At 45.5% G+C, this 14,057-nt stretch carries 14 protein-coding genes and 1 other annotated feature; of the genes, 8 read left to right on the top strand and 6 right to left on the bottom strand.

The window, feature by feature from the left end:
• Nucleotides 1–478: 478 nt before the first annotated feature.
• A complete protein-coding gene (locus CEF20_RS12370) occupies nucleotides 479–1,267 on the bottom strand; it encodes a serine/threonine protein kinase (RefSeq protein WP_232713514.1) in 789 nt (262 codons plus the stop codon).
• A gap of 164 nt (nucleotides 1,268–1,431) precedes the next feature.
• On the opposite strand from CEF20_RS12370, the gene CEF20_RS12365 reads away from it, so the two are divergent.
• Both CEF20_RS12365 and CEF20_RS12360 read left to right on the top strand, forming a co-directional pair.
• Nucleotides 1,432–2,889 carry an aldehyde dehydrogenase family protein gene (locus CEF20_RS12365; RefSeq protein WP_100332234.1) on the top strand — a complete coding sequence of 486 codons (1,458 nt, stop codon included), beginning with the start codon at nucleotides 1,432–1,434 and terminating at the stop codon, nucleotides 2,887–2,889.
• Nucleotides 2,890–2,916: 27 nt separating this feature from the next.
• Nucleotides 2,917–3,768, top strand: a complete 852-nt coding sequence (locus CEF20_RS12360; protein ID WP_100332233.1) for a methyl-accepting chemotaxis protein — start codon at nucleotides 2,917–2,919, stop codon at nucleotides 3,766–3,768.
• 212 nt (nucleotides 3,769–3,980) lie between these two features.
• Here CEF20_RS12360 and CEF20_RS12355 read toward each other — a convergent pair whose 3' ends face one another.
• A complete protein-coding gene (locus tag CEF20_RS12355; protein ID WP_100332232.1) occupies nucleotides 3,981–4,436 on the bottom strand; it encodes an N-acetyltransferase in 456 nt (151 codons plus the stop codon).
• Nucleotides 4,437–4,591: 155 nt separating this feature from the next.
• Here CEF20_RS12355 and CEF20_RS16895 point away from each other — a divergent pair, with 155 nt between their 5' ends.
• Nucleotides 4,592–4,738 carry a hypothetical protein gene (locus CEF20_RS16895; protein WP_198508527.1) on the top strand — a complete coding sequence of 49 codons (147 nt, stop codon included), beginning with the start codon at nucleotides 4,592–4,594 and terminating at the stop codon, nucleotides 4,736–4,738.
• A gap of 3 nt (nucleotides 4,739–4,741) precedes the next feature.
• On the opposite strand, the gene CEF20_RS12350 is transcribed toward CEF20_RS16895, so the two are convergent.
• The 3 genes from CEF20_RS12350 to CEF20_RS12340 form a co-directional block, all read right to left on the bottom strand.
• On the bottom strand, nucleotides 4,742–5,191 hold the full coding sequence (locus tag CEF20_RS12350; protein WP_100332231.1) for an OsmC family protein: 450 nt from the start codon (nucleotides 5,189–5,191) through the stop codon (nucleotides 4,742–4,744).
• 5 nt (nucleotides 5,192–5,196) lie between these two features.
• Nucleotides 5,197–5,799 (bottom strand): class I SAM-dependent methyltransferase, encoded by a 603-nt coding sequence (locus CEF20_RS12345; protein WP_232713513.1) that lies wholly within the window; start codon nucleotides 5,797–5,799, stop codon nucleotides 5,197–5,199.
• A 225-nt stretch (nucleotides 5,800–6,024) separates the two neighbouring features.
• Complete coding sequence (locus CEF20_RS12340) at nucleotides 6,025–6,408, bottom strand: hypothetical protein (RefSeq protein WP_100332230.1); 384 nt, start codon at nucleotides 6,406–6,408, stop codon at nucleotides 6,025–6,027.
• A 224-nt stretch (nucleotides 6,409–6,632) separates the two neighbouring features.
• Between CEF20_RS12340 and CEF20_RS12335 the strand changes: the two genes are divergently transcribed.
• The 3 genes from CEF20_RS12335 (at nucleotide 6,633) to CEF20_RS12325 (ending at nucleotide 9,872) form a co-directional block, all read left to right on the top strand.
• Nucleotides 6,633–7,109, top strand: coding sequence for a hypothetical protein (locus tag CEF20_RS12335; protein ID WP_100332229.1), 477 nt, complete (start codon nucleotides 6,633–6,635; stop codon nucleotides 7,107–7,109).
• Between the two features lie 176 nt (nucleotides 7,110–7,285).
• Nucleotides 7,286–7,536, top strand: a binding site (T-box leader).
• A gap of 93 nt (nucleotides 7,537–7,629) precedes the next feature.
• Nucleotides 7,630–8,961: a branched-chain amino acid transport system II carrier protein gene (brnQ, locus tag CEF20_RS12330; protein ID WP_100332228.1), complete on the top strand. Its 1,332-nt coding sequence runs from the start codon at nucleotides 7,630–7,632 to the stop codon at nucleotides 8,959–8,961.
• 266 nt (nucleotides 8,962–9,227) lie between these two features.
• Entirely contained in the window at nucleotides 9,228–9,872 is a 645-nt protein-coding gene (locus CEF20_RS12325; protein ID WP_100332227.1) for a YczE/YyaS/YitT family protein, read from the top strand.
• A gap of 68 nt (nucleotides 9,873–9,940) precedes the next feature.
• Here CEF20_RS12325 and CEF20_RS12320 read toward each other — a convergent pair whose 3' ends face one another.
• A complete protein-coding gene (locus tag CEF20_RS12320; RefSeq protein ID WP_100332226.1) occupies nucleotides 9,941–10,660 on the bottom strand; it encodes a YebC/PmpR family DNA-binding transcriptional regulator in 720 nt (239 codons plus the stop codon).
• Nucleotides 10,661–10,902: 242 nt separating this feature from the next.
• Between CEF20_RS12320 and CEF20_RS12315 the strand changes: the two genes are divergently transcribed.
• A complete protein-coding gene (locus CEF20_RS12315; protein WP_100332225.1) occupies nucleotides 10,903–11,709 on the top strand; it encodes a YitT family protein in 807 nt (268 codons plus the stop codon).
• 276 nt (nucleotides 11,710–11,985) lie between these two features.
• Entirely contained in the window at nucleotides 11,986–14,028 is a 2,043-nt protein-coding gene (locus CEF20_RS12310) for a bifunctional diguanylate cyclase/phosphodiesterase (RefSeq protein WP_198508526.1), read from the top strand.
• The last annotated feature ends 29 nt before the right edge of the window (nucleotides 14,029–14,057 follow it).

Below are 14,057 nucleotides of genomic sequence, written 5' to 3'. Positions count from 1 at the left end.
AAAGTATCGCCCTGATGCTATCAGGCTTTGCATGAGTTGCTGCAGACTGAGGCAAATGCAATTGATTTACCATGTCACCACCCCCAAATATGCGGATTCTTCTTTATTATAGAAGATTTGCAGCTTATTTGCATCCGGTGATTCCAGTGCTTTTACCGTTCCTGCAGAAAGGGCTCCTGCTTTTTAATGCCTAATCGTATGAATGGATAATTAGCAAGGGAGATGTTACACTGAAAACCAGCACAAAAAAATGAGGAAAAGGGGTCCAGTATGCTAAAAAAAATTATGAATTCACTCAAGAGCCTTTCACAGGGGAGCAGCGAGCGAAGACATAGAAAGTATTCTAGAAGCAGCAGTCGGAGGCATCATTACTATCGCGGAAGCAGCAGTAGCAGACGATATAAACACTCTCCAATGAGCGGAAGTGCCCGCTATAAACGGAGAAGCCGGAGCAGCAGTTAACGGCCGCCGGCGAACTTTATTTTTCTTGTGCTTGAATTGCAAGCGCGAGATCCGCTGAAATTTCGCGAGTGTCGGTATAAGGTCTATTCATTTTTAATAATCTGCGGAGTAAATAGTCCGTTTCTTTTGCCAATGATAGCTCTTCTGTCCAAGGGAGGGCTTTTTTATTTTGGCTGGAATAAGTCGTATACAGCAAATACAAAAGCAATTCTCCTATATCATAATAATCTTGCTGCTTCCACTGCAATACCTCTTTCGTGCTATCCGGTGAGCAGACGTCATGAACCCGCTTCGCCAATCCAAAGTCAATCACAAACAGCTGCCGATTCTTGACTAAAATGTTCGGTGTGCGCAAATCTTGATGGTAAATTCCTTTTTGGTGAAGATAATCGACTAATTGAAGCAAATCCTTCATTACGAGCAGAGACTCTAACTCATTAAACTGCTGCTTATGTAAAAACAGCTCATCTTCTAAGTTGGCCCCTCCAATAAAGCTCATCACATAAAAAAGCTGGCCTTGAAAAGAAAACATTTCATAGAGCGCAGGCAGACTTTGATGCTGGAGGGAATGGAGTATGGCGGCTTCATTTTTAAATAGCATCTTTTCCTCCCGGCTTCGGCGCTTGCTCGGGCGCAGCTGCTTGACGACCTTGTTTTCCTTCGTTTTCAGATCGCTGCAAAGATAGGCAATCCCGTAGCTTCCCGTTCCGATGACCTTTTCAATCTGATAGCGATCATGCAGCAATGTTCCTTTTTTCAGTGGGGTATCGGTAAAAAACTGGTAGATTTTTCGAATGGCGCGCAATTTGGAGATCATCCTTTCTTAAAGCTTCCCGGATTCTTGGATTCTTTCATTATATACGGCTGAAGCAAATTATTGAAGGAAGACGATATTTTTTGAAAAAACTTCAATTTTCCTAAAGTTCTCCGATAAATAAAGTGTAATTACCAACGAAATGGGTGAAGTGAATGACGGTTTACCAGCATTTGAATAAGAATTATATCAATGGTGAGTGGGTGGAAGGAAGCAGTGCCAGGTTCTTAAAAAATCTCAACCCTTATAGCGGTGAAGAAATTGTCCGCTTTCAGCTGGCCGATACCGCAGATGTGGATTTTGCTTATCGAAGCTCCGAAAAAGCCAGGCATGAATGGGCAAAGGTCAACGCCTATAAACAAAGAGAGGTTTTTGAAAGAGCGGTTGTATACATTCAAGAGCATACAGAAGAGATAAGCGAGATGATGATGGAAGAGTTGGGAGCGACACGGTTGAAGGCGCAGATCGAAATCGGTCTCGTGATCGATATGCTTAAAGAATCGTCCACCTATCCTTTGCGAATGGAAGGAAAGATCTTGCCCTCCTCAGTGGATGGAAAGGAAAATCGTTTATATCGCAAGCCGGCGGGAGTAGTAGGTGTCATTAGCCCGTTTAATTTTCCGTTTGCGCTTTCGATGAAGTCAGTCGCTCCGGCCATTGGGGCTGGAAACGGCGTTGTGCTCAAGCCGCATGAAGAAACACCGGTCACTGGCGGAACATTAATTGCGAAAATCTTCGAAGAAGCGGGCCTTCCTAAAGGGGTGCTCAATGTCATTGTGACGGATATCGAAGAGATTGGCGATGCCTTTGTTGAACATCCAGTGCCAAGCATTATCTCATTCACCGGTTCGACAGCGGTCGGCCGCCATATTGGTCAAAAAGCTGTTCGGCATTTTAAAAAGCCCTTGCTGGAGCTCGGCGGCAATAGCGCATTTATTATTTTAGATGATGCGGATTTAGATTACGCGGTGGAAGCCGCTGCCTTTAGCCGCTTCACTCATCAAGGACAAGTGTGCATGTGTGCCAACCGGATATTGGTTCATCGCTCTCTTTATCAAGAATTCAATCGTAAATTTAAAGAGAAAGTAACTTCTTTAAAGGTCGGTGATCCCAAAGCGGCAGATACAGTCATCGGTCCAGTCATGAATGAAAGACAGGCGCAGCGTTTGAAGAAAGTGATTGATCAAGCGATTGAAGAAGGCGCAACGCCGCTAGTACAGGGGCCGATTCACGGCACCTTAGTTCATCCGACAGTCTTCGTAGATGTCCTTCCTTCGATGTGCGTGGCTCAAGAGGAATTGTTTGGACCGGTCGTAGCCGTGCTTCCGTTTGATACGGATGAGGAAGCCATTGAACTGGCCAATCAAACGGATTACGGTTTAAGCGGAGCCGTTCACACGAAAAGCGTGGACAGGGGCATTCAGCTGGCACAGCAAGTGGAAACCGGCATGATTCATGTCAACGATATTACGATCAATGATGAGCCGATTGTCGCTTTCGGAGGCGAGAAATCCTCCGGTATCGGCCGATTAAACGGTGAATGGGGTTTAGCAGAATTTACAACGATGAAATGGATATCGGTAAACTATTCTCAACGTTCATTTCCATATTAATCTACAAAAGAGAAAGGAATAAAAGATATGAATACTGTGGATGTGCAGCATCACCCGTTAATTCAATCATTTCTGACTGTTGCTCCTTTGTTAAACGACCTGCTTCAAGATGATGTAACCATAGGGGTTTTTGATACGGAGAAAATGCTCCTTCATGTTCCGGCCAAAACCTTCTCTTTAAATGCGAAGCCGGGCGATCCGCTTAAGGATGAAGATGTTGTAACATTGGCCATCAGAGATGGGCAGCCGAAGGCGGATTTTCTGCCGAAGGAAGTCTTTGGTTTTCCTCTTGTAGCCAAAGGCATTCCTTTGTTTGACGAAAATCATAACGTTATTGGCGGCGTGGGTATTGGAACGAGCTTAGAAAACATCAACCAAATCTATGAAGTGTCGGAAAGCTTGTCGGCGATCGTCGAACAAACGTCTGCCACGATCAATGAAGTAGCTGATTCCATCAACCATCTAGCTGACCGCGTCACTGAAAGCGTTTCGAAGGTGAGAGAAGTAGAAGAAGGGGCTAAAGAAATTGTTGAAATTTCTGCTTCGGTTAGAGGAATCTCCGAGCAAAGCAATATGCTGGGGCTTAACGCAGCGATTGAGGCGGCACGCGCGGGAGAAGCGGGGCGCGGTTTTTCCGTTGTTGCCGATGAAATTCGCAAGCTGGCCAATTCCTCGAAAGAAAATGTGGGCCAAGTGGATGGCATCACCATGAAAATCCAATCAATGATCAAGGATCTGACGCAATCATTTGAGCAAATCAATCACATTTCTGAAACACAGGCAGCGGCCATTGAACAAATATCAGCCACAGTCGAAGAAATCAGTTCCAATGCAGAACAATTAACTAAAATGGTCAAGGCCAGAATTTCTCAAGAGTAGGGACGGCCTTGCTCTTTGATGGCTTTCGGCCGTATTTTTGGCCGCTTAGCCTGAAAAATGCCAAAGTGCGTTCGGAAACGAAGAAACTCTGCCCGTAAACATTGAGTTTTTGGCAGTCAATCATTGACAAGCAAAACGTGCTCATTTGAAGGTTTTTTTAGCAGCTTCGTCCATCAGCGGGGGGATGGACGGAGCTGTTTGGAGGGGGCATCTTATCCAATGTACCGGATCATAGCAATTTCATCACAGCACTCCAGCTTCGGGCAGTTCATGCAGTCAATCCATGTTTTTTCGGGAAGTTCTTCTTTGCTGATCACGGCAAATCCGCATTTTTCAAAAAAGGCTGTTTCATACGTCAAAGAAATCACACGGTTCACTCCAAGTCTGGCCGCCTCATTGATCACATGCTCGACTAATTGCCGGCCGATGCCTTTCCCTTCATGTCCGGGAGCAACGACTAATGAACGCACCTCGCCTAAATCCTCTCCCAAGACGTGCAGACCGGCCACCCCTAGCAACTGATCTTCTTCTTTCATTACGTATAAACTTTGTATATGCTGATAAAGCGATAAGATAGAACGCGGCAAGACAATCTCTTTTTTCGCGTACATCTGAATTAATTGATAAATACTCTGGACATCACCTGTTGTGGCATTCGTAATTTCCATGACGATTCCCCTTATTATATAATTTGTTAAAGAAGTATGGATAAACGGTATGATAATTATGCAACAATATGATTATATATACAATAGGGAGAATAAAAAAAGATTTGTAATCGGCTGTAACGAGAATTTTTCCATTTGAAGGGGGATAATGGAAAATGACTTTTAAGAAGACAAACGAGCCGAAGCCGGCTTCGCCTCGCTGGAAGAAGTTTGTAAATGTAACTTGCTGTTGGGGATTCATATCGGGAGATGCCCGCCGGTTCATCTCTGAGGAAAGAATAGAGCGCATGACAGCTGGATGAGGGTCAGCTTCCTCTTTTGACGGCGGCCTGCAACTGAATGTCGACATTGCCTTGCAAAGCGCGGCTGATCATGCAAGATGCTTCCGCTTTGACAGCCAGTTTTTTAGCAAGGGCGATGTCCCGGTCGGAGGCGCTGGCCGGCAAGACAATTTGCGGACGATGAATAATCTTTTGATAAGTTATAATGCCCTGTGCCACCTCTACGACGCCCTCTGAATTCATTGACAGCCGCTCTTTCTTTAATTTGCTTTTTTCCAGCATGGCGGCGAGAGTAATGATATAGCAAGTGGCCGAGGCACCAAGCAGCATTTCATCAGGGTTGGTGCCGATTCCGGGACCGTTCATTTCCGGAGGAATCGACACCTCTGTCGTTAAGCTCCCGGCAGTGATTCGGCCAACGCCATTGCGGGAGCCGGGCCAATCAGCATGCAAATGAAAATGATGCACAGCCATGGAATTCACCCTCTTTTCGTTCCATAAAATTGAATTACATGTGAGACTCCTTGATGAAGCCGGCCTTCTTGGCGCTCAACCTCGCCCATAAAGAAGTGCAAGATATGCCAGTCTGCAAAGGTGTTTAACAGCTCTTCTGGACGATAAAGCATCTGGATATCGCGCGGTCCGCCGGTCTGGTAGTGAAGCTGATCGGCGGAATAGACTTCGCAAAGAAAGCTCCCGCCTGCCTTCACAGCCTTTTCAATTGCTTTTAAGGTATGAAGGCGCAAGTCTGTTTCAAAGTGACCAAACACACATATAATATGATCCCAGGATTGTTCCTTCCAGGGAGCTTCGTTTAAATCAAGGCAGACCGTTTTCACTTGAACTCCTTTTTCTCCTGCTAATTGCTTTGTTTTCTTCAAGCCTTCCGTTGCATAATCCCACACTGTAACTTGGTGGCCAAGTGAAGCGAGAAATACGGCATTTCTTCCTTCTCCTTCCGCGATTGCCAGCATGTTACCGGCCGGCAGCTGCGGAGCCATTTCCTGAATGAAGGCATTCGGCTCTTTCCCATATGCGTACTCTTCTTCACCAAACCGCTGATTCCAATGTTCCTTTGTCAATTTCTATGCACCTCTATGTATTTTTATCCTGTCTATAAAATGCCGCAAGGTTTCCGCTTCAAGAGTGGAGCAGACAGCGAAATCTCCGCTGCGGTTGGAGCTGCACTAAGAAACCGGATGCAGCCGCATGATCACGATGGATCCAAATGCGTCTAATCTAAACAAATGCCGCCATTTAAAGAGCTTTATAACAAGCTCTTTAAACGGCAAAAAGGAGCGCTTTTTTTAAGACTCCTGCAGCTGAATTGCCTGTTTAATATAGTCGGAAATTACGTTATTTGTTAATTGCAAATGACTTGTTAATAGACTGTTTTTCACATAAAGCAGTTTGCGGGTTTCAACGGCATAAGACTGAATTTGCAAGAGGGTTTCAATAAATAATACCCCTTTATTTGTGATCATTGGCTCGAAACGTTTATCCTCATCTTTGCTGGTGCCATTGACTAATCCCGCCTCGGCTAATAGGCTGATTGCTTGTTCGTATTCGGAAGAATCCATTCCTTGGCGCAGCCTGTTCTGTAAACTCTCCAGAGCTTCGGCAGTGTTTTCTACATAATATTGGACATAATAGGCAAGAAGCACTTGTTCTGTGGTTGAAAGTTTTTCCATCCTCATTTCTCCTCCCTTTCCTCCTCTATTTCGGCAACAAAACTTTTGATTCCTTCTTCTTTGTGATCTTTTTAAAAGATTTAAAATATTTACAATGAATTAAATATAAAAAGTTGGCTTAGTTGGTGAAAAAAAATGAAGAAAGTCCGATATTAAGCATAGATAGAGCAGATTTACTCAAGAAAATTACTAATATTGGATTAATGTAGGAAAGTGGGATTATTATGAGTTTTTTGGAGCTTCTTATGATGTTTGAAAATGTAAGCGCGTCGCAGCTGGCGAAGGATTTGCAGGTGTCTCACGTTACGGTCAAACGCTGGATGCGTGAAGGGGTCAGCCGGCAAAAGGTCAGTCAAGTAGCTGACTACTTTCATATTAACCCTGAATTGCTTATGTACAACAATCATCACCCTCAAGCAATCCGAGAGAAAATTCTGCTTTATCAAGAAATGATCAGCAGAGAGATTGGACAGAAGGTACAAATTTATCTCTTGCCTCAAGAGGATCAGCGGCAAGCAGAAGTAACATTTCTTGTAAAAGGGATAGAGATCAAAACGGTGGTCACGCTCCCCGAAAAAAGTGCCGGCAATGCCGAACAGATTATTAACAGCGCGGTGAAACAGATTAAAGAAACATCCGGAGTTGATGTAACGCAGCTGGATGTCAACTGGAGAAAATCCGCTAAAATTGAACGAATATAATGAAGCTGCAGCGTTTTCCTGCGGCTTTTTTGTTCAATCTCTACATTCCTATTATCCCTGCTATAGGCATAAATAGAAAAAACGGAAAAGACTCAAAAAAAAATTTAATGCAAATTATTTAAAAATATTGACAACGTGTTTTTTATTTGCTAATTTATTAATCAATCAATAGCAAATGAAAGTCTGTGACGAGAAAGAGTAAGAGAAGGTGCCTGTTCTCCAGAGAATCGGCGTATGGTGAGAGCCGACGTTCAGGTCTTGTCTGAAAATCATCTCCGAGACGCAAAGCTGAAATGAAGTAGGCTTTGACGGGTGATCCGCCGTTACCAAGGAGCACGTATGATTGTACGTTGACTAGAGTGCCGCATGTATTTTTTTAATACTTGCGGAAGATGGGTGGTAACGCGAGCGCAAACTCGTCCCTGCATACAGGGGCGGGTTTTTTGTTTTCTTGCGGATTAAGCTCATCCATTCAACAAAGCGAAAGACGATATTACAACAAGAAAAGGAGAGATTCCCGATGAAAAAATTTGATACTTTGTTTATTGGCTTAATGTTATTTTCGATGTTTTTTGGAGCGGGGAACTTGATTTTCCCGCCGCACTTAGGGGCGCAGTCGGGAACTTCCTACTGGCTTGCTATGGCAGGGTTTATCGTAACGAGCGTCGGCCTGCCGTTCGCTGTTCTGTTAGCTGTATCCCTTGTAAAAGACGGGGCTCCAGCTATCGCAAACCGAGTTCATCCCGTTTTTAGTGCCGTATTCATGTTTGGCGTGTATTTATCAATTGGTCCATTTCTCGGCATCCCGAGAAATGCTAACGTCGCTTATGAAATGGGTGTGAAGCCTTTTCTGCCTGAGGCTTGGAACCCGTCATTGATGCTGTTTTTATATACTTTTGTTTTCTTTGCTCTCGTTTACATCATCAGCTTAGATCCATCTAAAATGGAAAAATATTTAAGCCGGTGGATTACGCCGGTACTGCTCGTAGCAATGGTTGTTCTTTGTGCGATTGGATTCGCCAAGCTGGATGCACCGCTGCAAACGCCAGCGGAAGGCTATCAGAGCGGTGCTTTATTCAAAGGCTTTATTGAAGGGTACAACACGATGGATGCCCTCGCAGCGCTCGCTTACGGCATCGTCATCCTAACATCGATCCGGCAAAAGGGGATTTCTGACAGAAAGGCATTGACGAAGTATACATGGAAGGCGGCTATCATCGCAGGCTTCTTGCTATCGCTCGTTTACATCAGTCTCGGAGTTATCGGAGGAAGAATGGCGGCAAACGGCAGCTTTGCAGATGGCACGGATATTTTAAGCGCTGCTTCCATTCAGCTCTTAGGACAAAATGGAACCATCCTGCTAGGCTTGATTTTTACGTTAGCTTGTTTTACGACCGTCGTTGGCTTAACGACATCATGCAGTCAGTATTTTGCCAAGCTGTTCCCGAAAGCAGGCTACAAGACGCAAGTGTTCGTGCTGACACTGGTCGGTTTCACGCTTGCAAACATGGGGCTTGCGCAAATTCTGAAAGTGTCTGTGCCATTTCTCGTAACGGCCTACCCGCTAACGATTGTTCTGATCGCCTTAACCTTTTTCCATCGCTATTTCAAGCATGCTAAGAAGGTCTACGGCTGTACTGTATTATGCACAGGAGTATTTGCTGTATTGGGAGGTCTGCATACTGCGGGCGTTCACTTAGGACCGCTTCAAACTGTAAGAGAGCATTTGCCGCTTTCGGCTTACGGACTGGAATGGGCTGTGCCTGCTTTAGCCGGAGCAGCACTGGGGTTACTGTGGAGCCAGTTTGATAAGAAGCTGGTGCCTGAGCAGAAGCTGGATGCGACTTCGTAGAAGAGCAGGCGGCCTTGAGGTGTGGAGGAATCATCCAAGCTTTAAACAACAGGAGCTTCTGTACGCTGCCATTCATCAGATGAAACGGTAACCTGATTTGTAAGGTTGCCGTTTTTTGAATGTTCTTACTATCTGTTTGTGCCCAAAAGCAAAAAAGGAGGAGGGAGAAATCGTTTAAAATAATAGGAGGGTTATGCTAAAGTGGATGAGGAATCTATTTCGAAAGCCTAAACAAATGAGCAGTTTAATAGGAACGGAGGGAGCGTATGCGCCGCGAATACCGTTTGCGCTGGACTTTTTTTATCATGGGCTTGATCGTGCTGGCACTGGGGATTTCACTCACCATTAAGGGGAAAGTGCTGGGGATCGGACCGTGGGATGTATTTCACTATGGGCTTTATAAGCAGTTGGGATTAACGATCGGCACATGGTCAATCATTGCAGGAATTACGATTATTGCCGCTACTTGGGTCGGCACGCAAACCCCGCCAAAAATCGGCGCTATCATGAACATGCTGCTTCTGGGTGTGTTTATCGATATCTTTAATCTGTGGCTACCCAATCCGGAGACGATCCTCGTTCAAGTGCTATGCTTTACTGCCGGCGTCTTTATTCTCGGATTTGGTATCAGTCTCTATGTTTCCGCTGATTTAGGAGCCGGTCCGAGAGACAGCTTAATGCTCCTGATCGTGGAAAAAACCGGCTGGAGTATCACGCTTGTCCGAAATGGTATGGAAATAACCGTCTTTCTATTAGGGTGGCTGCTGGGAGGCCCGGTCGGCATCGGCACCATTTTGATCGCTTTGTTTTTAGGAAGAATCATCCAGATCACGCTGCCGCCATGCCAAAAGCGGCTAGAGCGGCTGATCGGTAAAGAACATCAGCCCGTGCCCGGCGCGGAAAAAAACTGAAAAAGCAGTAGCTTCTCCGATGAGGGCTACTGCTTTTTCAGTTGAATGGAAGATTTTCCTATAGGCTATTATTCGCCCAAGTCCACGTTATGATACACTTGCTGGACATCCTCCAGATCTTCTAGGGCATCGATCAGCTTTTCAAATTGGGCTTGATCTTCCTCGGATAAGTGAATGTCGTTTTGAGCAAGCATGGTCAGCTCAGCAACGGTGAATTCGCTGATGCCGGCTTGCTTGAAGGCTTCTTGTACTGCATGGAATTGATCGGGTTCGGCATAAATGATGACGGAGCCGTCTTCTTCTAAAATATCGCGCACATCCAGATCGGCCTCCATTAACAGCTCCAGTACTTCATCCGCTGTTTTCCCTTCTACGCCGATCACGGCAGTAGCTTCAAACATGTAGGAAACCGACCCGCTGACGCCCATGTTTCCGCCGTTTTTGCCAAAGGCAGCACGCACTTCGGAGGCGGTGCGATTAACGTTGTTCGATAGCGCATCCACAATGATCATGGACCCGTTCGGACCAAAGCCTTCGTAGCGAAGCTCATCATAATTTTCCTCTGAACCGCCCTTGGCCTTCTCAATGGCGCGGTCTACAATCGCTTTAGGCACATTATATGTTTTCGCGCGTTCGAGCACGACTTTTAACGCTTGGTTCGATTCCGGATCCGGTTCTCCCTGCTTGGCAGCTACGTAAATTTCACGTCCAAACTTTGCGTAAATCCGGCTCGTATTGGCATCTTTTGACGCTTTCTTTTCTTTAATGTTGTTCCATTTACGGCCCATGTTGTTCACTCTCTTTCAACTTTGAATCTCGTTAAACCATATATTCTCGAAGCTGTTTTTCTGCCACTGTACTTATTATACCGAATTGCCGCATGGGTTTCGAGTGTCTTCATCGAAAAAAAGCCGAGGACTTCACTGATCCTTTTGTTTGATATTTCAGAAAAAACTATCATTTTCACAAGATCCCCTTCCTCCAGTATAATTCTTTTATTCATTTTGCTGGCGAAAGAGGAGGGAAGACCATGAATATTTTGACCATTCTATTAGGGTCGATCATTGTTGGAGTGGCATATAATCTTTTTTTGATTCCGCATGGAATTTTGAGCAGCGGGCTGAGCGGTGTGGCGATCATGGTCGGACTGATTACCCCAATGAATACGGGGGTCATTAACTTTTTATTAAACCTTCCTTTGTTAGTGGTCGGTGTGAAAAAGCTGGGGAAACAGTTTATTGGGTACACGATTCTGTCTGTTGTTCTGATATCGGTCAGTTTGTATATGATCCCTATTTATCAAGTATCGACGGAACCGATTCTGTCTTCCTTGTTTGGCGGCGTGCTGACGGGACTCGGCATCGGATTAATCTTTCGGGCATCTGCTTCATCGGGAGGCTTCGATATCATCGCTATGCTGCTGACAAAGAAGAAGGACTTTCCGCTTGGGGCACTGCTTTCGGCGATGAACGGAGTAGTGGTCATTGCTTCAGGCTTCATTTTTAATTGGGATGCGGCGCTGAATACGATGATAGCTATTTATGCGACAGGTAAAGTGATTGATACGATTCACACGAACCATATTAAGCTAACGCTGATGATTATCACAGCCAAAGGAGAAGCTGTGAAAGAGAAGCTGATTTCAAATGTTTACCGCGGGGTAACCGTCATGAAGGGAGAAGGGGCGTATTCAGGTGAAGGCCGGTCGGTTCTGATCACCGTCATTACGCGCTATCAGCTGACGGATGTAAAGACAATGATTCATGAAGCTGATCCGGAAGCATTTGTAAATATCACCGAAACGGTCGAAGTCATAGGCTCATTTCATAAATCCTAAAGAATAGCCTGAGAATGCCGGTTTTCCTGCGTTCTTGGGTTTTATTCACTTAGGGGACCTGCATAAAAGATGAGGATTCTATCCAGCTGCCAAGAGAACGCACAGCTGGATATTTTTGTTAAGCTCTTACGATCAGTACGGAATAAGAAATAGACCTTTAGAACTAGTCAGATTGATGTGTATAGGGGTAAAATAGTTCTTGAGCTATAACTTATGCTTGGCTGTCATTCAGGAAATATAACGAAAGATTACCGTGAGAAAAGAGAGAGGAAAGTAATGTTTTCTACACCTTCTGCAGCATCCTTTAAAATTTTGCAAGGCGACTATGCAGGGTCCATCGTTCTTCTGTCGATTGCTATGGCCTGCGCCGCTTCCTATACGGCGATCATAATGAATGAGCGCGCTCAGCAAAACAGTTTCTTTCATCGGACTGTTTGGCTGATTCTTGCTTCCGTTTCTATGGGAATAGGGATTTGGTCGATGCATTTTATTGGGATGAGCGCTTTGATGCTTCCGGTCTCCATGCATTATGATCATTGGCTGACGTTAATTTCGATCGGGCCTGCGCTGATCGCTTCTTTTTTGGCGTTCTATTTTTCCAATCGGCCGAGCCTCACGATTTCTTCCTATGTAATGGCAGGTATCGTTATGGGAGCCGGGATATCTGTGATGCATTATATCGGCATGGCCGCGATGAAGATGAAGAATGTCGTGATCAGCTATGACATTCGTTTATTTATAGCCTCTATCGTTGTGGCGGTTGTCGTTTCGTTTATCGCGCTGTATATTTTAGCCAAGCACCAAAGAAAAGCACGCCGCCGTTTCGTGCGGCTGCTTGTCTCGGCTATTCTGGGCATGGCGGTTTCATGCATGCATTATACTGGTATGGCTGCGGTGCATTTCTATGTGCCTAAACAATTGCCGCTTAAGAATAGCGGACATCATCTGTCAGATATGGCTTTTTTAATTGGCAGTACAACAGCGGCCATAACAGTGCTGTTTGTTTTATTTCTGCTTTCGAGCCTGTTGGATCGTTATGTGGAGCATCGTTTTAGCTATTATGACTCGCTAACAAAGCTCCCGAACCGCAGGGAATTTGAAAAGAATGTAAACAGCAATGCTTATCCGGCGATGGCCGTGTGGCACTTCCACGATCTCGACCTGCTCCATCACTCGTACAGTTATGCCTTTTTGGATGATGTGATTCAGCAAACGAGCGAGCTGCTCGCTTCTGTCAAGCCGCCGCTAGCTGAGCTGTACCGGCTGGATGGACAGCGCTTTGCCTTTGCGGTAAGAGATGAAAAAGCTGTTTCGGAGTTAAGGCAGGCGATGACACGAGCGGCCTTTCTCATGAATCAGCCGCTCGTGATCGACGGTCATGTTGTGCGGCTGCAATCCCTCTGTGCTTTTGCGGACGCCGAGCAGAAGGTGCCGTCCGCTGAGCTGTACGGTCAAGCGCTAGCGGTGCTGAGCCATCCGGGGGCTGGGTTTCATAATGAAGTGATTGCTTATGATCCGGAGATTCACGCACATACCATGGAAAGAGAAATAATGGAAGGTATTGACCGGGCGCTGGCGGAGAATGAATTATACCTTGTTTATCAGCCGAAAGTAGCAACCGATCAGAAGGAAATGATTGGAGTGGAGGCACTGCTGCGCTGGAAGCATCCCAAGTATGGAATTCTATCGCCCGCGGTTTTTATTCCGGTATTGGAAAAATATCATCGAATGATGGATGTGACGGATTGGGTCATTGACCGGGTCTGCCAGCAGATCCTTGCTTGGCAAGTGGAGAATAGCCGCAGCTGGAGGGTGGCGATTAACATTCCCGGCCATTATGTGAGCTCTCCGCGGCTGCTGGAGTATTTGCTGAGTACAACCCGCCGGTACCAGATCGATCCTGAATTCCTGGAGCTGGAAATTACCGAAACGAGCTTCGTGAAAACGATTGATGGGGCGATTCAAGCGGTCGACCGTTTTCGAAAGGAAGGCTTTGAAGTGGCACTGGATGATTTCGGGACAGGTGTCTCCTCTTTATCTTATTTGAAGAAAATCCCTATCTCGACGCTGAAGATTGATAAATCGTTTATCGACGGGGGATTTCGTACGGAAAAGGATGCTTCCATTATCCAATCCATCATTTTATTAGGAAAATCTTTAAACTTGAAAGTGGTGGTAGAGGGGGTGGAAACGGAGGAGCAGGCCGCTTTTCTTGCGAAGTCATGTCATTATCCTATTATTCAAGGCTACTATTTTTCTAAACCGCTGCCGGCGGATGAATTAGTGGAATGGAATAAGCGGTTTATTGGACAAGCATAAAATGAGCAAAGAAAGCGGCCGCTTTCTTT

The sequence above is a fragment of the Bacillus xiapuensis genome (genome assembly GCF_002797355.1).
In the GTDB taxonomy this organism is placed as follows: Bacteria; Bacillota; Bacilli; order Bacillales; family Domibacillaceae; genus Bacillus_CE; species Bacillus_CE xiapuensis.
Note: the sequence above shows the minus strand (reverse complement) of the source record. Positions and strands in the feature narration are given on the sequence as shown.